The 22,355-nt window shown below is 46.2% G+C and carries 23 protein-coding genes, 1 tRNA gene and 1 pseudogene; 5 read left to right on the top strand and 20 right to left on the bottom strand.

The genetic code is table 11. The features are described from left to right. Positions 1 to 73 precede the first annotated feature (73 nt). The 8 genes and pseudogenes from infC to DXE33_RS02515 form a co-directional block, all read right to left on the bottom strand. Complete coding sequence (gene infC / locus DXE33_RS02545) at positions 74 to 607, bottom strand: translation initiation factor IF-3 (protein WP_408634192.1); 534 nt, start codon at positions 605 to 607, stop codon at positions 74 to 76. A gap of 33 nt (positions 608 to 640) precedes the next feature. Then, on the bottom strand, positions 641 to 2,563 hold the full coding sequence (gene thrS, locus DXE33_RS02540; protein WP_114638492.1) for a threonine--tRNA ligase: 1,923 nt from the start codon (positions 2,561 to 2,563) through the stop codon (positions 641 to 643). Between the two features lie 100 nt (positions 2,564 to 2,663). Beyond that, positions 2,664 to 2,740: transfer RNA gene (locus DXE33_RS02535), tRNA-Val, on the bottom strand. Positions 2,741 to 2,758: 18 nt separating this feature from the next. Further along, entirely contained in the window at positions 2,759 to 4,798 is a 2,040-nt protein-coding gene (locus tag DXE33_RS02530) for a RelA/SpoT family protein (RefSeq protein WP_114638491.1), read from the bottom strand. Positions 4,799 to 4,822: 24 nt separating this feature from the next. Then, complete coding sequence (locus tag DXE33_RS10040; RefSeq protein WP_231970338.1) at positions 4,823 to 5,524, bottom strand: alpha/beta fold hydrolase; 702 nt, start codon at positions 5,522 to 5,524, stop codon at positions 4,823 to 4,825. Between the two features lie 15 nt (positions 5,525 to 5,539). Next, positions 5,540 to 6,694, bottom strand: a complete 1,155-nt coding sequence (locus DXE33_RS10035) for a cation diffusion facilitator family transporter (RefSeq protein WP_331851790.1) — start codon at positions 6,692 to 6,694, stop codon at positions 5,540 to 5,542. A gap of 35 nt (positions 6,695 to 6,729) precedes the next feature. Then, entirely contained in the window at positions 6,730 to 7,380 is a 651-nt protein-coding gene (locus tag DXE33_RS02520; RefSeq protein WP_114638490.1) for a CoA transferase subunit B, read from the bottom strand. Positions 7,381 to 7,396: 16 nt separating this feature from the next. Then, positions 7,397 to 8,117: pseudogene (locus DXE33_RS02515) on the bottom strand (CoA transferase subunit A). 160 nt (positions 8,118 to 8,277) lie between these two features. On the opposite strand from DXE33_RS02515, the gene DXE33_RS02510 reads away from it, so the two are divergent. Genes DXE33_RS02510 through DXE33_RS02495 form a run of 4 tightly spaced genes read left to right on the top strand, consistent with a single transcriptional unit; the run spans position 8,278 to position 11,776 of the window. Then, on the top strand, positions 8,278 to 9,948 hold the full coding sequence (locus DXE33_RS02510) for an electron transfer flavoprotein-ubiquinone oxidoreductase (RefSeq protein ID WP_114638489.1): 1,671 nt from the start codon (positions 8,278 to 8,280) through the stop codon (positions 9,946 to 9,948). A 3-nt stretch (positions 9,949 to 9,951) separates the two neighbouring features. Continuing rightward, the gene (gene gloA / locus DXE33_RS02505; RefSeq protein WP_114638488.1) at positions 9,952 to 10,338 is read left to right on the top strand and encodes a lactoylglutathione lyase; all 387 of its coding nucleotides are present in this window, start codon (positions 9,952 to 9,954) and stop codon (positions 10,336 to 10,338) included. A gap of 2 nt (positions 10,339 to 10,340) precedes the next feature. Then, the gene (locus DXE33_RS02500) at positions 10,341 to 11,513 is read left to right on the top strand and encodes a GNAT family N-acetyltransferase (RefSeq protein ID WP_114638487.1); all 1,173 of its coding nucleotides are present in this window, start codon (positions 10,341 to 10,343) and stop codon (positions 11,511 to 11,513) included. Beyond that, positions 11,510 to 11,776: a DUF1289 domain-containing protein gene (locus tag DXE33_RS02495; RefSeq protein WP_174222282.1), complete on the top strand. Its 267-nt coding sequence runs from the start codon at positions 11,510 to 11,512 to the stop codon at positions 11,774 to 11,776. The genes DXE33_RS02500 and DXE33_RS02495 overlap by 4 nt, the downstream gene beginning before the upstream one ends. Before the next feature lie 40 nt (positions 11,777 to 11,816). On the opposite strand, the gene DXE33_RS02490 is transcribed toward DXE33_RS02495, so the two are convergent. Both DXE33_RS02490 and DXE33_RS02485 read right to left on the bottom strand, forming a co-directional pair. Next, positions 11,817 to 13,424 carry an ABC-F family ATPase gene (locus DXE33_RS02490; protein WP_114638486.1) on the bottom strand — a complete coding sequence of 536 codons (1,608 nt, stop codon included), beginning with the start codon at positions 13,422 to 13,424 and terminating at the stop codon, positions 11,817 to 11,819. 112 nt (positions 13,425 to 13,536) lie between these two features. After that, positions 13,537 to 14,247, bottom strand: coding sequence for a queuosine precursor transporter (locus DXE33_RS02485; RefSeq protein ID WP_114638485.1), 711 nt, complete (start codon positions 14,245 to 14,247; stop codon positions 13,537 to 13,539). A gap of 95 nt (positions 14,248 to 14,342) precedes the next feature. On the opposite strand from DXE33_RS02485, the gene DXE33_RS02480 reads away from it, so the two are divergent. Beyond that, positions 14,343 to 15,521 carry an acyl-CoA dehydrogenase gene (locus DXE33_RS02480; protein ID WP_114638484.1) on the top strand — a complete coding sequence of 393 codons (1,179 nt, stop codon included), beginning with the start codon at positions 14,343 to 14,345 and terminating at the stop codon, positions 15,519 to 15,521. Here DXE33_RS02480 and mnmH read toward each other — a convergent pair. From mnmH to soxX, 10 genes are all read right to left on the bottom strand, one after another. Then, entirely contained in the window at positions 15,518 to 16,597 is a 1,080-nt protein-coding gene (gene mnmH, locus DXE33_RS02475) for a tRNA 2-selenouridine(34) synthase MnmH (protein ID WP_114638483.1), read from the bottom strand. The two genes, DXE33_RS02480 and mnmH, sit on opposite strands and share 4 nt — an antisense overlap. A gap of 9 nt (positions 16,598 to 16,606) precedes the next feature. Continuing rightward, on the bottom strand, positions 16,607 to 16,879 hold the full coding sequence (locus DXE33_RS02470; RefSeq protein WP_231970337.1) for an acyl-CoA thioesterase: 273 nt from the start codon (positions 16,877 to 16,879) through the stop codon (positions 16,607 to 16,609). A gap of 9 nt (positions 16,880 to 16,888) precedes the next feature. After that, entirely contained in the window at positions 16,889 to 17,026 is a 138-nt protein-coding gene (locus DXE33_RS10030; protein ID WP_231970336.1) for an acyl-CoA thioesterase, read from the bottom strand. Between the two features lie 16 nt (positions 17,027 to 17,042). Then, positions 17,043 to 17,387 (bottom strand): TIGR01244 family sulfur transferase, encoded by a 345-nt coding sequence (locus DXE33_RS02465; RefSeq protein WP_114638482.1) that lies wholly within the window; start codon positions 17,385 to 17,387, stop codon positions 17,043 to 17,045. Positions 17,388 to 17,459: 72 nt separating this feature from the next. Beyond that, positions 17,460 to 17,897, bottom strand: a complete 438-nt coding sequence (locus DXE33_RS02460; protein ID WP_114638481.1) for a DUF6691 family protein — start codon at positions 17,895 to 17,897, stop codon at positions 17,460 to 17,462. Between the two features lies 1 nt (position 17,898). Then, positions 17,899 to 18,336: a YeeE/YedE family protein gene (locus tag DXE33_RS02455; protein WP_114638480.1), complete on the bottom strand. Its 438-nt coding sequence runs from the start codon at positions 18,334 to 18,336 to the stop codon at positions 17,899 to 17,901. A gap of 19 nt (positions 18,337 to 18,355) precedes the next feature. After that, positions 18,356 to 19,483: a YeeE/YedE family protein gene (locus DXE33_RS02450; RefSeq protein ID WP_114638479.1), complete on the bottom strand. Its 1,128-nt coding sequence runs from the start codon at positions 19,481 to 19,483 to the stop codon at positions 18,356 to 18,358. 30 nt (positions 19,484 to 19,513) lie between these two features. Next, on the bottom strand, positions 19,514 to 19,969 hold the full coding sequence (locus tag DXE33_RS02445; protein ID WP_114638478.1) for a DsrE family protein: 456 nt from the start codon (positions 19,967 to 19,969) through the stop codon (positions 19,514 to 19,516). 16 nt (positions 19,970 to 19,985) lie between these two features. Beyond that, positions 19,986 to 21,722, bottom strand: coding sequence for a thiosulfohydrolase SoxB (gene soxB / locus DXE33_RS02440; RefSeq protein WP_114638477.1), 1,737 nt, complete (start codon positions 21,720 to 21,722; stop codon positions 19,986 to 19,988). Positions 21,723 to 21,731: 9 nt separating this feature from the next. Continuing rightward, complete coding sequence (soxX, locus tag DXE33_RS02435) at positions 21,732 to 22,349, bottom strand: sulfur oxidation c-type cytochrome SoxX (protein WP_114638476.1); 618 nt, start codon at positions 22,347 to 22,349, stop codon at positions 21,732 to 21,734. Between the last annotated feature and the right edge of the window lie 6 nt (positions 22,350 to 22,355).

Genomic DNA, 22,355 nt, shown 5'->3' with positions numbered 1-22,355 from the left:
CACACTGCCAGCACCCTTCGTTATTTACTTCAGGTGCCTCCCTACATAAGAACTAGGTATTACTAAAGCCCAGTTACTTAGCCTTACGGATGGGGGCTAAAACCATCACCATCTGACGCCCTTCCATCTTTGGAAACTGTTCAACTTGGCCGTACTCTTGTAAGTCCAACTTCAAACGCTCCAACATTCTTGCTCCGATTTCTTGGTGGGCCATCTCACGACCCCGAAACCGCAACGTAATCTTTGTCTTATCGCCATCCTCTAAAAATCGGATTAGATTACGTAGCTTTACACCATAGTCACCATCATCAGTGCCGGGACGGAATTTCACTTCCTTCACCTGAATCACCTTTTGCTTCAGCTTTGCTTCATGCATCCGCTTGGCTTCTTGGTACTTGAATTTGCCAAAGTCCATGATCCGAACTACAGGAGGTACAGCTGTTGGAGCAATTTCAACCAGATCGGTCTCTTTCTCTTCCGCTGCCGCCAGGGCTTCACTCAACTTAACTACACCGATAGGCTCCCCATCGATTCCAATCAAACGCACTTCAGGAGCAGTAATTTCCCGGTTAATGCGTTGCAATTTTTCAGTAGCGATCTTCTTAATTCCTTTAAAAAAACAATAAAAACCGTTCTAACCCTAGCTAGGCTCGGGTCCGACTTTCTGGGATATATCCTGCTGGAGTCGGGCAACGAAGGCATCAATAGGCATCACACCTAAATCCACTCCGCCACGGGCACGAACGGCCACCGTATTAGTTTCAGACTCTTTATCGCCAACCACGAGCAAAAACGGAATCTTCTGTAATGCGTGCTCACGTATTTTATACGTAATTTTCTCGTTCCGCAAATCCGCCTCGACTCTAAACCCTTGTTTTTTCAGGATTTGCTGGACTTGTTGTGCATATGCAGCAGAATTTCCAGAGATATTGAGAACTACTGCCTGGGTCGGAGCAAGCCAAACCGGCATGTTTCCGGCGTGATTTTCGATCAAGATGCCGATAAATCGCTCCAAAGAGCCCACAATTGCCCTGTGGAGCATGACGGGGGTCTTGCGGCTATTATCTTCAGCCACATATTCTGCTCCCAAACGGGCTGGCATGGAGAAATCGACCTGAATGGTGCCGCACTGCCAAGTGCGCCCAATGAAGTCCTTGAGGTGATATTCGATCTTAGGGCCATAAAAGGCGCCTTCCCCAGGCAATTCTTCCCATTCTTGACCGGAAGCTTTTAGAGCTCCCCGCAAGGCCTCTTCGGCTTTATCCCAAATCGCATCATCACCGACCCGCTTTGCTGGGCGAAGAGCCAATTTGACGGCAACCTCAGTAAAACCAAAATCTTGATAAACAGCGCGAACCGCTTTATCAAAATCAGCCACCTCGGATTGGATTTGATCTTCGGTACAGAAAATATGTCCATCATCCTGAGTAAAGCCACGTACACGCATCAAACCATGTAATGCACCAGATGGCTCATTGCGGTGACATTGACCGAACTCTCCAAAACGCAATGGCAATTCGCGATAACTGTGTAAACCAGAGTTGTAAATCTGAACATGGCCTGGGCAGTTCATCGGCTTTAAGGCATAGGCACGATTTTCTGACTCAGTGGTAAACATGATTTCTTTGTAATTTTCCCAGTGCCCTGATTTTTCCCAGAGTGCGCGATCCAAAATTTGTGGCGCCTTCACCTCTTGGTAGCCCTCTTGTTGATACACGCGACGCATGTATTGCTCAACCTCTTGCCAAATTGACCAGCCTTTTGGATGCCAGAAAATCAGACCCGGCGCTTCTTCTTGGAAATGGAATAAATCGAGTTGCTTGCCAAGGCGACGGTGATCACGTTTTTCAGACTCCTCAAGCATATGCAAGTAAGCATCTTGATCTTCTTTGCGCAACCAAGCAGTACCGTAGATACGCTGCAACATCTCATTCTTGCTATCACCACGCCAGTAGGCGCCAGCCAGCTTCATGAGCTTAAAGACTTTTAATTTGCCAGTCGATGGCACATGAGGACCACGACATAAGTCAGTGAACTTACCTTCGGCATAGAGCGATACATCTTCATTCTGAGGAATGCTAGCAATGATTTCTGCTTTGTAATGTTCGCTTTGATCTTTAAAAAACTTCACTGCTTCGTCACGTGGAAGAACACTACGAATAACAGGCTCATCTTTTTTAGCAAGCTCTGTCATCTTCTTTTCCAGCGCGACTAAGTCATCTGGTGTAAATGGTCGATGGTAAGAAAAATCATAGTAAAACCCGTTCTCAACTACTGGCCCAATGGTCACTTGCGCCTCTGGAAACAATTCTTTAACAGCGTATGCCAATAAGTGCGCTGTTGAGTGGCGCACAATATCTAAAGCCTCAGGACTTTTATCTGTAATGATGGCAAGCTGACTATCCCTATCGATAAGAAAGCTGGTGTCTACCATCTTGCCATCAACGATGCCACCTAAGGCAGCCTTAGCAAGACCACTGCCGATGCTTTGGGCAACATCCGCTACGCGAACGGGAGCATCAAACTCACGTTTTGATCCATCGGGCAGAGTAACTACTGGCATAACAACTCCATTTATTGGACTGAACTTTGTTTTACTTCATCGACCTAAAAAGAAAGCGCGGTAGCTTGTGGCCAACCGCGCATCTTGGGTCATTATTCGTTGGTAGGCTCGATTGGACTCGAACCAACGACCCCCACCATGTCAAGGTGGTGCTCTAACCAGCTGAGCTACGAGCCTATACAGCCCTAGAGTTTATCACCGGCGACGCACTTGGGTGACCCCTTTGACCTCTTCCAAGCTATTTTGAACAAAACGCAAGACCTCAGAATCCTTCACTTCTAGCGTTAAAAGGATCTGTGCCAGACCTTTTTTGGTCGATTTTCGTAAATCAGTGACATGCACACCCTGTCTGGTCAAAATCTCAAAGAGCTCCCGCATAAGCTCTGGGCGATCTAGACCTGACACCACTAAGTCCGCTGGAAAGACACGCTTTTGCTCGGAATGCGCTTGCGGATCAGCAGCAGAAGCAGTCCAAGCAGTTTGAATTACCCGCTCTGGGGCTCGCTCAAGCAAGCCTCTAAATGTCTTGCATGAGCGACGATGAATCGATACCCCTCTACCTTGCGTGACAAAGCCAGCAATGGCGTCAGGCGGAACGGGTCTGCAACAACAAGCCAATTGCGTCAATAAGGAATCGACCCCGACTACCAATACATCGCCACCTTGTCCTGCTTTGCGACTACTGCTTCGCATAATAATGTCTGGTGCAGCAGTTGGCTTGACTTCTTCAACATCCGACTTCAGCTCGGTAGGTTTAGTAGCTTGGCCAGCTTCCTCATCATCCAGCGCGTTAAACCAAGCGCGAACTCGTTGGCGTGCCCGCTGTGAGCGTACGTAATGTTTATCGAGACTGATCCAATCCCGTGATGGACCACCATGCTTCACAGCAATGATTTCTACGGTTTGCCCATTTTGTAATGCAGTCTCTAGCGGAACCATTGCGCCATCGACTCGTGCACCACGACAGCGATGACCTAAATTGGTATGTACTGCATAAGCAAAATCAATCGGGGTTGAACCCTTCTCCAGAGAAATGACTTTTCCCAATGGTGTTAATACATAGATGTGGTCATCAATCTCGTGATGCTTCAGTTGATCCCAGGCATCCTCTTTCCAAGAGATCAGCTGACGAGCCCAGGCAATTTGGCGCTCATAGGCAACCTCAGCGCTATGAGTGCCTTGCTGATGAGGCGGGTTTGATTTACCCGCTTTGGCTGGGTTGGCTGGCGTAGCCATGCCAATATAAGCACCCTCTTTATAGCGCCAATGGGCAGCCAAACCATACTCCGCTTGTTGATGCATTTCATGAATTCGCACTTGGATTTCAAAGGCAGTGCCTTCTTCATTCATGACAACTGTATGTAATGAATGGTAGCCATTAGGTTTGGGTCTAGCGATGTAATCGTCAAACTCTCGTGGCACGGGTTGCCACACGTTATGCACTATCCCCAATACCGCATAACAAGTCTTCACATCATCGACCAAAACGCGAAACGCTCTTACATCATAGAGGTTGGCAAAATCCAAAGACTTGCCCTGCATCTTTTTCCAGATGCTATAGATGTGTTTTGGTCTACCCAAAACTTCACCGTCAATCCGAGCTGCCTTTAACTCCTCTTTGAGCTCACGCACAATGCGCTCAATAAAAGCTTGGCGTTCAATACGCTTAGCATCGAGCATCTTGGCAATGTCGCGGTATATCAAAGGCGATAAAACTCGGAATGCCAGGTCTTCCATCTCCCACTTCATTTGCCAAATACCAAGACGATTGGCCAAAGAAGCGTCGATATTTAATATTTCTTGCGCCCAAGCATTGGGCATTTCGATTTTTTCTTGAGTTACCCAGCGCAGAGTCTGCAAACGAGAAGCGAGATAGATCAAAACAACCCGCAAGTCATCACCAAATGCTAGAAGCATCTTACGCAGCATTTCTTCTTGCCCGGCAACACTCAGACCGCCATCTTCGCGAACGAGTTTGGCTTGAGCTTGACGCAATCCTCGGTAACCAATTAATAACTTCGCAGGCTCTTCACCAATCAATTTGATGAGAGCTTCTTTGCCGTGAGTACGGGCAATATTACTAGCCGCAATCAAAGTAGCTTCATCTAAATTGAGGGACTGCAAAATACTGGTGACGCCTAGTGCATGAGACTCGGAGGGCTCACCATACCAGGCATCAGCAAAGAGTGCCGGCTTATCTAACTGTGCGTCTGATTTACTTGGTGCATTTGCCATAGGCAAAATTCACTTCAATGGAGATTAACTAAAGAATTCTTTTGTCAAAGCAATTTGTTCTGGTTTCACAAATGCCGGGGCATGACCCACATTCGGAATTTCAATACTTCTAGCGTAGGGGTTTACTTTGCACATCTGCGCAACAGTTTGAGCCGAGAGTAAATCTGATTGAGCACCACGCACAATCAGCATCGGGATATGAATTTGCTTGAAAGCATGCCACATCGCCATCTCACCAGCTTTAGCCATCACCGGATTGATGGCTGCAAACGGTACGGAGATGTTCGGGTCATAGTGCATGATCCACTGGCCATTTTTTTCTACTAACATTGGGCCGTTATAGATTTCCCACTCTTGCGGCGTATGCTCGCCAAAAGAAGCGCAAATTTGGTTTAAGCGCTCGAGTGCATCAGCGCGATTAGCAAATGCAAAAGGCTGCCCTACATAAGAGCCTAAACGCTTAATTGCCTCTGGCTCAATCCGAGGACCAACATCGTTAATTAACATTCTACGGATTGGAGAATTTGGCATAGACGCATAGACCATGCCAATCAATCCACCCATCGAAGTTCCAAACCAATCCACCTGAGATACGCCAAGCTTTTTCACAAGCTGGGCAATATCAGATACGTATTGCGGAACGGCATACAACATTGGATTACTAAGGCGATCTGAGTCTCCCCTCCCAACCACATCAGGGCAAACAACGTAGTAGTCTTTGCACATCGCTTGAGCAAGGGTTTAAAAGTCAGCACCACGACGTGTTAATCCATGTACACAAAGCAATACCTTGGAATTATGCGGATCACCCCAGGCGTGATAGGCCATACGATGAGCTTGCTCACCGCTTGAACACTCTACATAAAAAGTGTCGCCCTGATGAATCACCGACTCATGATCATCTTGGTGTTCATGCTCATGCACATCTTCAATGCAGTCAATGACAACACGCACCTCCTCGGGCTGCAAGGTCACGTGATCAATCCCATGTTTATCCAATAACATTTGATTGATTCTTTCCATGATGGCTGGCCACTCTTGAATATTGGCAATCTCAATGTGGCCAATCAGAGCTGGGAAGCTAGGGGTCATCTCCCAAACATGTAAGTCATGCACCGCTAGCACACCAGGAACACTCTTGAGATCTTTGCCAACCTGCAAATAGTCAATATGTAATGGCACACCTTCCATGAGAAAGTGATATGACTCATGGAGAATTGAAATAGTGGACTTCAGAATAAGCAATGAGACTAGGATGGAGAGGATCGCATCAATCGGCATCCAACCAGTGAACTGAATCACCACACCAGCAATTAATGCGGCAACTGAGCCTAGTAGATCACCCATCACATGTACTAAGGCAGCGCGCGTATTGACACTCTTTTGATCGCGCGAGAGAACCCATGCCACCACAATGTTCATGAGTAAGCCAATCGCGGCTACTACCGTTACTGTGAATCCGTCTACTTTGTGTGGATCGTAAAAACGGCTGATCGCCTCAACGATGATCCATACAACCAATCCCAGCATAGCAATGCTGTTAACGAATGCTGCGAGCGCTTCCGCTCTACCAAACCCAAAAGAATGTTTTGGCGATGGTGGACGACGAGAAATCATTTGCGCAAGTAAGGCTAAGCCAAGGGCTGCTGCATCGGTCACCATATGACCGGCATCGGAGATCAATGCAAGAGAATTTGCAAAATACGCCGCAGCACCCTCAACCCCCGAAAAACCTAAGGTCAGGACTAAAGCGATCAGTAGGAGATTTTGATTAGAAACTTCCTTGCTATGAGAATGCTTCGCATCGCCCTTTTTATGAGCATGCAAGGAAGGGTCAACCCCAGAATGATTCCGGGGTTTTACTGGCTTTGAATGGTGATGATGGGCGCCCGACATGGTGAACCCATTATTCCATTAAATGATGACGCCGATCAGAAACCCGTTGTATCAACAGGGGCACCTGTTTTGGCAATCACCTCCTCTTTAGTCACGCCCGGAGCCAATTCAGTCAACTTCAAGCCCTTAGGGGTGATATCCAAGACGCAAAGGTCGGTAATGATCTGGCTAATCACACCTACACCAGTGAGCGGCAAGGTGCACTTAGGCAAAATCTTCAGCTCTTCAGTGCCATCTTTTTTCTTGGCAACGTGCTCCATGAGCACCACAACATGCTTGACGCCTGCCACCAAATCCATTGCGCCGCCCATGCCCTTCACCATTTTTCCGGAAATCATCCAGTTGGCTAAGTCACCATGCTCACTTACCTGCATCGCACCCAAAATAGCGATATTAATTTTTCCCCCGCGAATCATGCCAAAGGAATCAGCAGATGAAAAAATAGAGGATCCTGGCAAAGTCGTGACCGTTTGCTTACCAGCATTAATTAAGTCGGCATCTATGGTTTCTTCAGTTGGAAATGGTCCGATACCCAGCAAACCGTTTTCTGATTGCAACCAAACTTCCATATCTTTTGGCACATGGTTTGCAACCAGTGTTGGCATACCAATACCCAAGTTCACGTAGTAACCATCTTTTAATTCTTTAGCAGCACGTGCTGCCATTTCATCTCTAGTCCAAGGCATATCGATCTTCCTAAAATTAAGCTTTTGCAGTCAGAGTGCGCTGCTCGATGCGCTTCTCTGGTGTTGTATGGAGTACCAAGCGGTGGACATAAATGCCCGGGGTATGGATTTCATCTGGATGTAATTGCCCGTTCTCTACGATCTCTTCCACTTCGGCTACAGTGATCTTGCCAGCCATCGCAACTACGGGGTTGAAGTTGCGAGCGGTATAGCGATACACCAAGTTTCCGGACTTATCTGCCTTCCAGGCTTTTACCAAAGAGATATCAGAAACGATTGAACGCTCCATGATGTACTTCTCGCCATCAAATTCTTTTTCTTCCTTACCCTCGGCAACTAAAGTGCCAACACCAGTTTTGGTATAGAAAGCAGGGATACCGCAACCACCAGCACGTAATTTTTCAGCTAAGGTGCCTTGAGGTGTAAATTCCAGCTCTAATTCACCTGCTAAATATTGACACTCAAATTCTTTGTTCTCACCCACATAAGAGGCAACCATCTTTTTGACTTGGCGTGAATTCAATAACAAACCCAATCCAAAACCATCTACACCTGCGTTATTCGCAATCGCCGTCAGGTTTTGCACACCGAGATCTTTCACTGCGGCGATCAGCGCCTCAGGTATGCCACATAGCCCAAAACCGCCAACTGCTAGCTTTTGTCCGTCTTTCTTTTAAGATATCCCGCAGGGCATCTACTGCCGATGGGTAAGTTTTCGATGGGTAAGTTTTATTCATAACTTTTGTCCTAATATTGCCAAAAAAGGGTAAAAAAAACTAATCATAACGCTTCAGACCTCCGAACCCTGATCGAACGGGCACTAGATTGGGTTTTTGCAGTTAGAACTAAACTATCTAGGCTGAAAAGCCTATTTTTAAGAAATCTCGGAGACATTGCATGAATCCTGCGCAACTGCTAGAACAATTTGGGCCAAGGGAATCGATGGACTATGACCTGGTCGTTGTTGGCGGTGGACCTGCTGGCCTATCCGCAGCTATCAAAGCCAAGCAAATTGCTAATGCTAGTGGCAAAGACATCAGCGTCTGCGTTCTAGAGAAGGGTTCTGAAATTGGTGCCCATATTCTCTCTGGGGCAGTCATGGATCCAAAAGCGCTGACTGAGCTGTTTCCAAACTGGAAAGAATTAGGTGCGCCACTTCATACCGAAGTGACTGCAGATCAATTTCTTTTCTTAACTCAAGACAAGTCATTCCAAGTACCCAACTGGATCTTGCCCGATTGCTTTAAAAATGAGGGCAACTATATTGTGAGCTTAGCGAATGTAACTCGCTGGTTAGGTGAACAAGCTGAATCATTAGGTGTTGAAATTTTCCCAGGCTTTCCAGCAGCAGAAATTTTGTACAACGAACAAGGTGCAGTCAGCGGTGTGATCACTGGCTCAATGGGGCTTGATAAAGAAGGTAACCCTACTGATCAATTTCAGCTGGGCATGGAACTTCGGGGCAAATACACTCTATTTGCCGAAGGGGCTCGCGGTCATCTCGGAAAGCAACTGATCGCCAAATTTGCTCTCGATAAAGATTCAGATCCACAAAGCTATGGCATCGGCATTAAAGAACTCTGGGAAGTGGAACCATGCAAAAGCAAGCCTGGGCTGGTAGTGCATACGGCTGGCTGGCCATTAGAGAGTGACAACTATGGTGGCTCTTTCTTGTACCACCTAGGGGATAACAAAGTAGCCGTTGGGTTGGTTGTAGGCCTCTCTTATAAGAACCCTTACCTCTCTCCTTTTGAAGAATTCCAGCGATACAAATTACACCCTAAAATTCGTGAAACTTTTGAAGGTGGCAAACGCATTGCTTATGGCGCACGAGCACTTACTGCTGGCGGCTTAAACAGCCTTCCTAAAACGGTATTTCCAGGTGGTGCTTTGATTGGTTGCGACGCAGGATTTTTAAATGCATCTCGCATTAAAGGTAGTCACGCTGCAATCAAGACTGGCATGCTTGCAGCTGAGGCAGCTGTGGCCGCACTTAGCGATAACCGTTCTGCCGATATCTTGGCAGGCTACCCAACTGCTTTCCAAAATAGCTGGTTACACACAGAACTCAATCAAGCACGCAATTTCAAGCCATGGATGTCAAAGGGTTTGTATTTGGGCACGCTCATGGTTGGTCTGGAACAAAAAGTACTAGGTGGCAATATGCCGTGGACCATTCATCTGAAGCATGCTGATCACGAATGTCTTGAACCGGCTGCTCAGCACAAGCCAATCAGCTACCCCAAACCTGATGGCAAGATTAGCTTTGATCGCCTATCTTCGGTATTTATCTCCAATACCAATCATGCAGAAAATCAACCAATTCACCTGACATTAAAGGATGCGGCTATCCCAGTGAACTTCAATTTAAAAACTTATGCAGGCCCAGAGCAACGCTACTGCCCTGCTGGGGTTTATGAGTATGTTGAAGCGGATGGGCAAACAAAGTTACAAATCAATTCTCAAAACTGCGTGCATTGCAAAACTTGTGACATCAAAGATCCTAGTCAAAACATTGTCTGGGTAACACCCGAAGGCGGTGGTGGCCCAAATTACGGAGCAATGTAAGCCATGATGATTTTGCACACCATGTTGCGCGTAGGCGATTTACAGCGCTCAGTTAATTTTTATACCAAGGTCTTGGGCATGAATGTATTGCGCACCACTGAACGCCCAGAGCAGAAGTATTCCTTAGTGTTTGTTGGTTACGGTAGAGGCAATGCAGATGGCCAAGCAGAAATTGAGTTGACTTATAACCATGGTGTTCACTCTTATGACTTAGGCACTGCCTATGGTCATATCGCCATTGGAGTACCTGATGCTTATGCGGCTTGTGACAAGATCAAGGCGGCTGGCGGCAATGTCACGCGCGAAGCTGGGCCTGTTGCTGGTGGAGATACCGTTATTGCCTTTGTGACCGATCCTGACGGTTACAAAATTGAATTAATTCAGCGTTAACAGTGTCAGGCCCAGCCAAATTTCATTTAGAAATTCTGGATCGTCTCTCTGATGTATCAGTAGCGGACTGGAATGCCCTACTACCTGCTGATAGCGACCCTTTTCTTCAGCATGCATTTTTAAACTCGCTTGAAGAAACTGGCTGCGTTGGCGGTAATACCGGATGGCAAATAGCTCATCTCATCATTAAGCAAGATGAACGACTGGTAGGTGCAATGCCTTTGTACCTCAAGCAGCATTCCTATGGGGAATTCGTTTTTGATTGGTCTTGGGCGCAAGCCTATGAGCAACAAGGAATGCACTACTACCCAAAAGTACTTGGCGCCATACCATTCACTCCAGTTCAAGGGCCTAGGATGCTGATCACCTCAGGCACCAATGCATCCGAAATACAAAGCACTTTAATTGGTGGACTCAAGTCTTTACTGCACGATAACGATTTATCTTCTGCGCACATCCTCTTTCCCCTTACATCTGAAGCAAAAATTTTTGAATCCGCCGGTTTTATGCTCCGGGACTCTGTGCAGTTTCACTGGCATAACCAAGATTTTCAGAACTTTGAGCAGTTTTTAGCAGCGCTCACGATGAAGCGTCGCAAGAACATTCGTCGCGAACGCGAACAAGTTGCAAGAGAAAACATCTCCTTTAGGCATGTGCCTGGCCAAGTGGCAACTGATATTGACTGGCAGTTCTTTTACGACTGTTATCAAAATACCTATCTAGAACATCACTCGTCGCCCTATTTGAGTGAGACATTTTTTAAGTTGTGGGCGGAGCGTGCGCCAGATAATATTCACCTCATCATCGCGCAGAGGGATGACGCCCCGATTGCCGCATCCCTCTTAGCAATTGATCGCCAATCGTCTAAAGCCTTTGGTAGATACTGGGGCGCGCGAGAATGCATTTCCTGTCTACACTTTGAAACCGCGTATTACCAAGCTATTGAATATTGCATTAGAGAAGGTGTTCAAACCTTTGAAGGTGGCGCTCAAGGGCAGCACAAAATGGCTCGCGGTTTCCTGCCTACTACGATTCAATCAGCCCATTGGATTAAAGACCCTAGATTTGCAAAGGCAATTGGTCATTTCTTAGAGCGTGAACGACAAGGGGTCGGCGCCTATGTCGATGAGCTTGCTGAGCACAGTCCTTTGAAATCGACTAAAGTACAGCCATGAATTCAGGAAGCGATAAACCCCAATCTCAGCAAGACGGCTCGCACTCACTCTCTACAGGAGATGATGAGTCAGACTCTCCTTGCATTGGCGTTTGTACAACCCTCTATGACGAAATTTGCCAAGGCTGTGGCCGCACTCTAAGCGAAGTGAGTAATTGGGTATTTTTCTCCGATGAAGAAAAAGCCTCAGTCTGGACGCGGATACGCGCAGATGGAACTGCAACGCGGTTTCAAAGACAAGCCAAAGAAAATAAGCCCAACTAGTGGGCTTATTTTTTAATTGCTAGATGATTACTACAAAGTTTTAGCCAGTTAACTCTTGGCTGCGCAAATACTCTTCGTAAGTTCCAGAATAATCAACCACTGTGCCATCCATCTTCACTTCTAAGATGCGGTTGGCCAGCGCAGAAACAAACTCGCGGTCATGCGAAACAAAGATGAGCGTGCCATCAAATTTCTCTAGAGCGATTTGTAAGCTCTCAATAGACTCCATATCCATGTGGTTGGTAGGCTCGTCCATTGCTAGCACGTTGTATTTTTGGAGCATTAGTTTGCCCCAAATCATTCTGCCCTTTTCACCACCAGACAGAACTTTGACTGACTTGCCGATGTCATCACCAGAGAACAATAGACGGCCCAAAGTGCCGCGGATAACTTGATCATCGTCCCCTGTGTTGCGCCAGTTATTCATCCAATCCATGAGTAGTTCGTCTTTAGCGAACATCTCAGTATTATCCTGAGGCATCACACCAACATTGGCGTTCTCGGCCCACTTCACATCACCGCTATCAGCGGCAATGCCCTCAAAGCGCTTACTGAGGATGGTTTTAAGAAGCGTTGTTTTACCTGCACCGTTTTGACCAATGATGGCAATCTTTTCACCCGCACGTACACTAAGCTTAAAGTTTTTGAAGATCACACGGTCATATGCTTTGGTTAGTGCATTGCACTCAACCGCCATATTGTGTAATTTTTTCTCATATTCAAAACGAATGAATGGGTTTTGACGTGAAGAAGGTTTTACTTCTACGACCTCAATCTTCTCTAGCTGACGTTGACGTGAGGTAGCTTGTTTTGCCTTAGAAGCATTCGCAGAGAATCGAGCTACGAAAACCTGCAATTCAGCAATTTTTTCTTTCGCTTTAGCGTTAGAGCTTAATTGCTGTGTACGGGCTTGGACAGAAGCCAGCATATAGGAATCGTAATTACCTGGATAGACCTTCAAAGTACCGTAGTCCATATCGGCCATGTGCGTACATACCTCATTGAGGAAGTGACGATCGTGGGAAATGATAACGATGGTGCTCTTAATTTGATTCAGAATATCTTCAAGCCAATGAATGGAGTGAATATCCAAGTTATTGGTTGGCTCATCTAGTAACAAGACATCTGGATCTGAGAACAAAGCTTGAGCCAATAAGACGCGCAATTTCCAACCAGGGGCAACGTTACTCATCGGACCATTGTGTTGCTCGATCGGAATACCAATACCTAGCAACAACTCACCTGCTTTTGCTTCGGCCGTGTAACCGCCGTACTCAGCGTACTTGCCCTCGAGCTCAGCAGCCTTCATATAGTCTTCATCACTAGCTTCAGGGTTGGCGTAAATGGCATCACGCTCAGCTGCAGCTTTCCACATCTCTTCGTGGCCCATCATCACCACATCAAGCACACGCACATCTTCATACGCAAATTGATCTTGGCGCAATTTACCTAAACGAATACCGGGATCCAAGCTGACGTTACCACTGGTAGGCTCCAACTCGCCGCCCAGGATTTTCATGAAGGTAGATTTACCGCAACCATTTGCGCCAATCAAGCCATAACGGTTACCCCCACCAAACTTGACGGAAATATTTTCAAACAGAGGCTTTGCCCCAAACTGCATGGTGATATTAGATGCGGACAGCACGGATGTTTTCTAGCTTTCTGAAATTCAATTCCAATTCGACAGGCGCCCCAATGGGGGCAAAGAAGATTATTTTAACGGCTCAAGATGAATGAAGCCGTAAATCAGCCAGTGCTCAGACTTTGACCCGAAATGGCGTGAAATTGGTGTGAATATCGTAAAAATCTTGGTTTTCTTGATGCTTGAGGAAATTCACAACCCAATAGGTCAAAGGTGTTGCAAGAACCTCCCAGGAGGTTTTCAAGGCGTATTGCGCCAAAGCAACGGCAATGATCTCGTGGGTTGGCCAAATGCCGTAAAACGCCAACATATAGAAAAATGAGGAATCAACTAACTCGCCCACTGCCGTCGACCCAATGGTGCGCATCCATAAAAATCGCCCTTGGCTCCAAATTTTCATCTTGGCCAATACAAAACTGTTGGCAAAGCTGCCGCACCAAAATGAAAACATTGAAGCCAAAGCAATACGCCAAGAGTTTCCAAACACCGTTTCTAGGCCGTGCTGATAATTTGCCATGTACTCTCCAGGGGCAACGGGTAAGGCAATCACAATTTGCGCCATGATGGCAGCAAACAGTAGCGCTGCAAATCCTGCCCATACCGCTCTACGGTCATAGGCATAACCATAGACCTCAGTGAGTATGTCCCCAAAGAAATAAGAGATCGGGAAAAACAAAATCCCGCCCCCAAATTGGACTACCCCAAAGTATGGCAAGGTAACTTGGGCGGCCTTGCCCGCCCCGATAAAGTTAGAGCACAGAAGAACAACCACAAATGCAGCCAGAATCAGGTCGTAATAGCGATGGTGTCGTCTAGGTGAGTCCATAAGGCTAGAAAAATGGATAATAGAAAGAAGAATATCTGCATTCCTGAAATTACGCAGGCTGCAGGCTAAAAACCAACAATAGGACGACTAGCACTATGAGTAAAGCCAGCTTTAATTGGGCAGACCCCCTTCTCTTGGATACCCAATTAACCGAGGAAGAGCGCATGATTCGTGATGCTGCCGCAGAGTATGCGCAAGGCCGCCTCATGCCCCGCATTCAAGAAGCCTATCGAAATGAAACAACTGATCCTGCTATCTTTCGCGAAATGGGTGAGCTTGGACTTCTGGGCGTTACCATCCCAGAGCAATATGGTGGCTCCAATTTAAATTATGTTTCCTATGGATTAATTGCACGAGAAATCGAACGCGTTGACTCTGGCTATCGCTCCATGATGAGTGTGCAGTCCTCTCTCGTGATGGTACCTATTAATGATTTTGGTAGTGAAGCCCAAAAACAAAAATATTTGCCCAAATTAGCAACGGGTAAATGGATTGGTTGCTTTGGATTAACTGAACCTAATTATGGTTCTGATGCTGGCGGCATGATCACGCGCGCCAAGAAAGTTCCTGGTGGATTTTCTCTAACGGGCTCCAAGATGTGGATCTCCAATGCGCCGATTGCAGACGTATTTGTTGTATGGGCAAAAAATGATGAGGGCGTCATTCGTGGCTACATTCTAGAAAAAGGCATGAAAGGCCTAAGCGCACCCAAGATCAGTGGCAAGTTAGGTCTGCGCGCCTCTATCACTGGTGAAATCGTGATGGATGAAGTTTTTGTGCCAGCCGAAAATGAATTCCCGGAAGTCACTGGCCTCAAAGGACCATTTACCTGCTTGAACTCTGCTCGCTATGGCATCTCCTGGGGCGCCTTAGGTGCTGCCGAGTGGTGTTGGCATGCAGCGCGTCAATACACTTTAGATCGCAAACAATTTGGTAAGCCTTTGGCGGCAAATCAATTAATTCAGAAGAAATTGGCTGACATGCAAACCGATATTGCACTAGGTTTACAAGGCTGTCTGCGCCTGGGTCGCATGAAAGATGAAGGCATCGCTGCACCAGAAATCACCTCGATCATGAAGCGTAACTCTTGCGGCAAATCTTTAGAGATTGCAAGGCTGGCACGCGATATGCATGGCGGCAACGGCATCTCTGATGAGTATGGCGTAGCGCGTCATATGATGAACCTAGAGGTCGTCAATACCTACGAAGGTACTCACGATATTCACGCCCTGATTTTGGGTCGCGCGCAAACTGGGATCCAAGCCTTTAGTTAAACCTGATGGCCTAGCTTTTGTACGATGGCCTTTGCCGCTTTAGCAAAGGCCTCGTCACTATCGTTCTCTAGTTGCACAAAGTTTTCAATCTTGTACTGCGAAAAGTTGCGCACAATAGAAGATTGATAGGATGGGTCATAGTGCTTTACCAATAACTCCTCAACCAATTCTGGGAACTGTCCAGCATCAATTGCCTCGTTCCATTTGGCAATTTGCACTTTGCCATAGTGAGCAGTCAATAGTGCTAACTTAGCTTTGAAATTTTCGGTATCACTTAAAAAATGGTGATACTCACGAATCAACCAAGAAACCCGCGTCTGCGAACTAGATCTCAGCTCAATGCAGGTGCCACTGCGAATTTTTTCCATCAAGGCATCGGGAATATGTACGCCCCCAACCTTCTTACTCTCAGACTCGACCATGACAGGTCTTGAAGGGTCCAAAGTGCGCAATGCATTCCACAATGCAGTCTCAAAGCCTTTTTGAGATGGCTGTTCAATATTAGGCTCATTGCCCAACACAGAGCCACGGTGTATGGCCAAGGCCTCTAAATCTAAGATTTGAGCGCCGTATCCTTTCGCTTCTTGCAGCACTCTGGTCTTGCCACTTCCAGTCATGCCGCATATCACTTGAAAGGAAAATTTTCCAGCAACCTCCTCAAGACCATCAATCACCGTTCGCCGAAAACCTTGGTAGCCACCCTGCAATTGCATTGCCTTCCAGCCGATACGATTGAGAATATGGGTAAATGCACCGCTACGCTCTCCACCACGCCAGCAATAAATTAATGGTCGCCATTCGCGCGGAAGATCTAGGAAATGTTTCTCCAGGTGGTTGGCAATATTACGAGACACTAAAGCAGCGCCTAATTTCTTAGCGGCAAACGGAGACTCTTGTTTGTACAAGGTGCCAATAGTTGCGCGCTCATCATTATCCAAGACGGGATAATTCACGGCGCCTGGAATATGATCCAGTGCAAATTCAGCAGGAGATCTGACATCAATCACTAGATCAAACTGATCTAACTCGGATAAAAATTGTTCTGTTTTTAGAATATGGGGATTGCTTGTTTGCATACTGTGGCGTTAGCCAATCTTTTGCAGAACATGTTCAGGCCAAGGAGCTGATTTATTGGTTGAGAGATCCACCCAAACCATGGTTGCACCCCCTAAAGCCACCTCCTCATCAGGCGCAGTCGTTAACGCCATACTGGTGTAGACATCCATACTCGTTCTACCAATAGCTCCAATCGAGGTCTTGAGAATTAAATCACCTGGATATGAGAGTTGCTGATAGAAATTACAAAAGCCATTCATCATCAACATGGACTCACGGCCTGGGGCTACTTGATACCCCAAAGAGGTGATTCACTCAACGCGAGCTTGTTCCATATAACGAAAGTAGACCGTATTGTTGACATGACCATAGGCATCCATATCACCCCAACGAATAGGCATGATCATTTCGTGAACCAGCTTGCGCTCTTCGGGTATGGCAATACGCATGCTTCGCAGTGAGGCCTTATTGCACTTGCAAGGCAAGTTGATACAAATTGGTTGAGCGTGCACCAGAGCGACAAAATGCAAGTACAGGGCCAGGCAAAGTCTTTAACAAGCGCGCCATCTCTCTCACCTGCTCTACAGTCATTGCACTAGGAACCACTGGTAGATAAGCGTAATGCAAACCCAACCTCTCAGCTTCAGCCTGAATATCTGCATTTTTGGGCTGATCTGGACCACCTTCGCCATCGGGGCGATTATTAATCACGCTCTTGTAACCTTGTTGAGCAATCTCAGCCAAATGGCTTGGATCGATCTGACCTAATGTACCAAATTGGTCATTATGACAAGTAATGGGAAGACTCATTGCACCCTCTTCATTCAGAAATAATCACTAATAATAGGATTGATTCTAAATCAGACTGTCCTAAATCAGCTTTTAGGGGGCGTTCTTATGCGCGCTAAAGAAGCGATCGCAAATTTCCATACCCGCCAACATGGCGACCAGGAAAAGCAAAGCCTTCAGATGCCCAGCCCCCAAGGCGGCGATCGCGGGGCCAGGACAAAAGCCAGCAATACCCCATCCGGCTCCAAATATCAGGCTTCCAATTATGAGAGGCTTGGAAATGTCCCGTCTCTTTGGGATATGTAAGGCGCCACCAAAAAAGGCCTCAGTTCTTTTGCTAACAATATAAAAGCCCCCAAGACCCACGATGATTGCGCCAATCATCACAAACAATAATGAGGGATCCCATGAGCCAGCTAAATCTAAGAACCCCAAGATCTTGTGTGGATTACTCATACCGGAAATAATGAGACCCCATCCAAAGAGAACACCAATGGCATATTGACTGTAAAGACTGAAATGTTTTTTCATATCAGACTCCAATCAAATGACGCAGAACAAAGACTGTCAAAAAACCTGCGGCCATAAATGACAGTGTTGCCACCAATGATCGAGGGGATAGGCGGGATAATCCGCAAATACCATGGCCGCTAGCGCATCCCGAACCATACTGAGCGCCAAAGCCAACTAAACCTCCCGCTAGCATTACTGCAAACCAATCTGCATCCACCTCAATAATGGGTTGCACATCAAAAAATACAGCGCCTAAAAATGGTGCCGTTAATAGCCCAAGAATGAAGACAACTCGCCAAGCACGATCTCCATTTACTGCATGTAATAAACCAGACACGATCCCACTAATTCCTAAAATTCTTCCGTGCAAGAAAACATATAATGCGGCCGCAATACCAAGCATGATGCCGCCGAACAATGAGGGTATAGGAGTAAAGTTGAGCCAATCAATTTGCATTTGTTTTCCGATTCGTCAATTAGGCACAGGGATTTGGGGCTAAGCGCATTTGCAAATAACGCAAGCCTAAATACGCGCCCAAGAAAAATCCTGGAAGCGCTAAGAATGAGCCCAAAGAAAGAGTGGAGAGTCCACTGAGGCCTTGGCCAATGGTGCAGCCCAAAGCAGTGATGCCACCAAAACCCATTAAGGCCCCGCCAATCATATGATTGACTGTATCTTCAGCATTCACAAATGACTCCCAGCGAAAGGTCTTACTAGCGATGGCCACGGCAGCAGATCCACAAACCATCCCCACAACAGCAACCACCCCAATGGTCAAGACTTTAGAGGTATCGCTGTAAAACATGAGCCAATCCAAAAAGTAGGCATAAGGAGCAACAAACGAAAGGCTCTCCATTTTTCCAGAGTTGGTGACCAAGAACACTTCCTCGAGAGTATTTGGATCTTCGGCAACGAATGCCAGATAACCTGAAATCCACCAGACAGCGCAAATTGCTAAACCAACGCCAAAGCCGGCTAACATATTTCTAGTAGTCCAAAATGATTTTTGCAACAGCGCAAATAGAATAAATGCGCCACCAACTAACAAGCCAAGCATTAAATGCAAATGCGCGCTAGCACGACTCAAAGCAAACTGAGAACCCACAATACTAGGAAGATCTTGGTTAGAGCCCAAAGTAATAAAAAAGCTATCTAAAAAATTGATGCGAATGACGGCCAAGAATCCCCGTAAAGTCATATAGGCTATCAAGCCCAGCACCAAGAAAACGATCAATGCCTTTAAATTACCGCCTCCGATGCGTACCAAGGTTTTACTACCGCAACCAGAAGCCAAAACCATACCAAAACCAAACAAGGTACTTCCCACCAAGATAGATAAATACATCAACTTACTAGAGGTATAAATTGTTTTAGAGGTATCTATCAATCCGGCAGATGAGAAAAACATGACGCCCAAGATAGCAATGCCGATCGCTAAAGCCCATTGACGCAACCTGGATAAATCAGACATCACAAAAAGATCGGCAATCGCACCCATGGTGCAAAAGTTCGTACGCTGCATGATTGCGCCCAGCAATGCAGCAACAATAAATGTCTCCCATAAGGCTTGGTGCCCAATCGATGTAATGTCTACGGTATTCATCTGTCTATTTTAGCCATTAAAGCAAAGGGTCTAAGGCTTGATATAGGCGTAATGATCTAGATATTGGAGATCGGCTATCTTGACTACGCCTGATGGAGTGAAGTCAGCATCAAGCACAAATTGATTCTTATTGAGATTGCGATTTTTGAGGGTAATTTCACAAACCTCAAATACCACCCCTCTTGATTTGAGTGCGGATACTAAAGGACCATATTCAATATTGTTTTTCTGATCTTTTGCACCTTCCATCAACAGGTCAACGCCAGCAGCATGAGTAACGACAATAATTTTGGTTTGCGGGGCGGTATCTAAATGATTGCGAATATTGCGCAAGCCCTTGAGGCCTTGCGCTTGCGCATCATCAATGTGATACACGACTTTAGTTTGCGCAAAAGCAGACTCACAAGTGAGTAGCGCAGTAAAAATAAAGGCGCTCAATAGAAGAAAACGCTTTAGAAACGAAAAGGGTGCATTTGAAATAGTCATTGATCAGTGTTTTAGTTTATGAACGAATGGGTGCAATGCCCGGATTATTGGCAACGCCTTTAATGATGGGCTCATTTAATTTCTGGGGCTTAATGAACTTGCTCTCTTTAAGATGCCTAGACATCAAATTCCAAATTGGCTCAGAGCCTTGAGATCTAGCCTCTTCACTCACCGGCGCCCACCCAGCAACTCGGTATTGTTTATGAGCCTCAATGAGCTTGCCATTCAGGCGCATCTCTGAAATACGTTTACCCATGGAGGCATTGGGATCGATGGTGTACTGCAGGCCACCCACCCTCACCATATCACCGCCCTGCTGATAATACGGATCTGGATTAAATAAATTGTCAGCCACATCCTCAAGGATAGTCTTAATGTTTTCACCCGTCATATTAGAGACGGTTGTGTAGGGGTAAGTGATGGCTGTTTGATCCATCAAATTTTCCATCGTGATGGATTGACCTGGCAACAAAGAGGTGCCCCACCTAAACCCGGGAGAGAATGCAATCTCGGCATTCTTTTGGGCCATTAAACCATCCAAAATGACTTGATCAAAACTGCCATTGAAATTACCGCGTCGATACAACAGATCATCCGTTTTAGCCAGTTGCTCATTCAAACGATTTTCAAAAGGTTTGCGAATTTGTGTGATGAGCTCGCTCATTTTGGGGTCAGCCGGAATGAGCCTTGAAAATACTGGCAATAGCTTGTAGCGGAAATCCACTACTCGACCACCTTTCACATCAAAATCCAAAACACCTAAAAATTTTCCATTAGATCCAGCATTGGTCACCAGAGTAATACCGCCGGCATTCTTTACCTTGACTGGAATGGGAACACCATCATGGGTATGACCACCCAATATCGCATCCAAGCCTCGGACTCTGGACGCAAGCTTTAAGTCAACATCCATGCCATTGTGGGAGAGCAACACTACAGCTTTGGCACCCTTCTGCCTTACCTGATCAATCGTCTTTTGCAGATTTTGCTCTTGGATACCAAAGGTCCAGTTTGGCGTGAAATATCTTGGATTGGCTACAGGCGTGTATGGAAATGCTTGGCCAATAATGGCAACCGGTACACCATTCATCTCACGCATGACGTATGGCGCAAATACCTCATCACCAAAATCCGTTGTAGTGATATTTTGGGCAATAAAAGAGATCTTGTTCTGGAAATCCTTTTGCACAATCTCCATCACGCGCTGCTCACCAAGTGTCATTTCCCAGTGGGCAGTCATGACATCAACACCTAAGGCTAAGGCTGCAGTAACCATATCCTGACCTTGGGTCCACAAGGCAGTCCCCGATCCCTGCCAAGTATCCCCACCATCAAGCAATAAGGCTCCAGGTCTTGATGCCTTTAACTGCTTAACCAGAGTTGATAAGTGCGCAAAGCCGCCCATCTTTCCATACCGCTTAGCAGCAGCAGTAAAATCTAAGTACGTAAAAGCATGCGCATCCCGAGTATGCGAAGCAATCTTATTTGCCTTCAGGAAATATTCGCCAACAAGATGCGGTGTCTTGCCGGCTTGCGACCCCACTCCAATATTGACATTGGGCTCACGGAAATAAATCGGCAGAAGTTGCGCATGGCAATCGGTAAAGTGCAGTAGATGCACATTACCAAATCTCGGCAATTCATAAAAAGACTGAGCATGGCTTTGTGCAGCAGAAAATTCAGACTGCAAACTCATGCCACCCATCGAAGCAAAGGCTAATGCCTGAAGAAAATCCCTACGATTGAGTGACATGCTGATAGATTACTGATTAACAGGTGACTGCGGATCTAGTAACAAAGCCATGACATCTTGCATTTGCTCTTGGGTTAACAATTTGAAGTGCCCAAAACGCGGCATATTACTGCAGGCGTTATAGGCTTTTGAATTGTTTATCCGATTCCAGGTATAAACCAATACTTCTTGTGAATACCCGCGGTTTTTTCCGTAATTCCACAAGCTTGGGCCAATATTGCCGTAAGAGATCTCTTTTTTATCGATCTCATGGCAGTTATAGCAGCCACCACCATTCACGGTATCAGGCTTATCAGTCCAGGTAGCGCCACGACCACTCTGAGCAATTGCTTCACCACTCTTCCAATTACCAATATATTTTCCATCCGTCGGTTGAGCAATCGAAGCCATATTCATTTTTTGAATTTCAATCGCTTTAGCAGCCCCCTGCTTTGTATTTATTTGTTTTGGGTTTGAACAAAAACGCTGTGTTTCGTCCTGCTTGATACGATCCAAGCCTGCTATGCCTTCAGCCCTAAAGCCCTCTGACATCATTTTCTGAAACTTAGAATCAAAATTAGATTGAGCGTGTACTGCACAAGAAAAAATTGTGAGGGTGGTAATAGATAGGAATAATTTTGTTTTCATATGATT

Source organism: Polynucleobacter necessarius, assembly GCF_900096765.1.
GTDB classification, from domain to species: Bacteria; Pseudomonadota; Gammaproteobacteria; order Burkholderiales; family Burkholderiaceae; genus Polynucleobacter; species Polynucleobacter necessarius_F.
Note: the sequence above shows the minus strand (reverse complement) of the source record. Positions and strands in the feature narration are given on the sequence as shown.

Coding starts and splice junctions, on each gene's coding strand:
- thrS (WP_114638492.1), bottom strand. CDS start 2,563: ATGCCAGTAGTTACTCTGCCCGATGGATCAAAACGTGAGTTTGATGCT.
- DXE33_RS02530 (WP_114638491.1), bottom strand. CDS start 4,798: ATGGCAAATGCACCAAGTAAATCAGACGCACAGTTAGATAAGCCGGCA.
- DXE33_RS10040 (WP_231970338.1), bottom strand. CDS start 5,524: ATGTGCAAAGACTACTACGTTGTTTGCCCTGATGTGGTTGGGAGGGGA.
- DXE33_RS10035 (WP_331851790.1), bottom strand. CDS start 6,694: ATGTCGGGCGCCCATCATCACCATTCAAAGCCAGTAAAACCCCGGAAT.
- DXE33_RS02520 (WP_114638490.1), bottom strand. CDS start 7,380: ATGCCTTGGACTAGAGATGAAATGGCAGCACGTGCTGCTAAAGAATTA.
- DXE33_RS02510 (WP_114638489.1), top strand. CDS start 8,278: ATGAATCCTGCGCAACTGCTAGAACAATTTGGGCCAAGGGAATCGATG.
- gloA (WP_114638488.1), top strand. CDS start 9,952: ATGATGATTTTGCACACCATGTTGCGCGTAGGCGATTTACAGCGCTCA.
- DXE33_RS02495 (WP_174222282.1), top strand. CDS start 11,510: ATGAATTCAGGAAGCGATAAACCCCAATCTCAGCAAGACGGCTCGCAC.
- DXE33_RS02485 (WP_114638485.1), bottom strand. CDS start 14,247: ATGGACTCACCTAGACGACACCATCGCTATTACGACCTGATTCTGGCT.
- DXE33_RS02480 (WP_114638484.1), top strand. CDS start 14,343: ATGAGTAAAGCCAGCTTTAATTGGGCAGACCCCCTTCTCTTGGATACC.
- mnmH (WP_114638483.1), bottom strand. CDS start 16,597: ATGCAAACAAGCAATCCCCATATTCTAAAAACAGAACAATTTTTATCC.
- DXE33_RS10030 (WP_231970336.1), bottom strand. CDS start 17,026: ATGCGTATTGCCATACCCGAAGAGCGCAAGCTGGTTCACGAAATGATC.
- DXE33_RS02465 (WP_114638482.1), bottom strand. CDS start 17,387: ATGAGTCTTCCCATTACTTGTCATAATGACCAATTTGGTACATTAGGT.
- DXE33_RS02460 (WP_114638481.1), bottom strand. CDS start 17,897: ATGAAAAAACATTTCAGTCTTTACAGTCAATATGCCATTGGTGTTCTC.
- DXE33_RS02455 (WP_114638480.1), bottom strand. CDS start 18,336: ATGCAAATTGATTGGCTCAACTTTACTCCTATACCCTCATTGTTCGGC.
- DXE33_RS02450 (WP_114638479.1), bottom strand. CDS start 19,483: ATGAATACCGTAGACATTACATCGATTGGGCACCAAGCCTTATGGGAG.
- DXE33_RS02445 (WP_114638478.1), bottom strand. CDS start 19,969: ATGACTATTTCAAATGCACCCTTTTCGTTTCTAAAGCGTTTTCTTCTA.
- soxB (WP_114638477.1), bottom strand. CDS start 21,722: ATGTCACTCAATCGTAGGGATTTTCTTCAGGCATTAGCCTTTGCTTCG.
- soxX (WP_114638476.1), bottom strand. CDS start 22,349: ATGAAAACAAAATTATTCCTATCTATTACCACCCTCACAATTTTTTCT.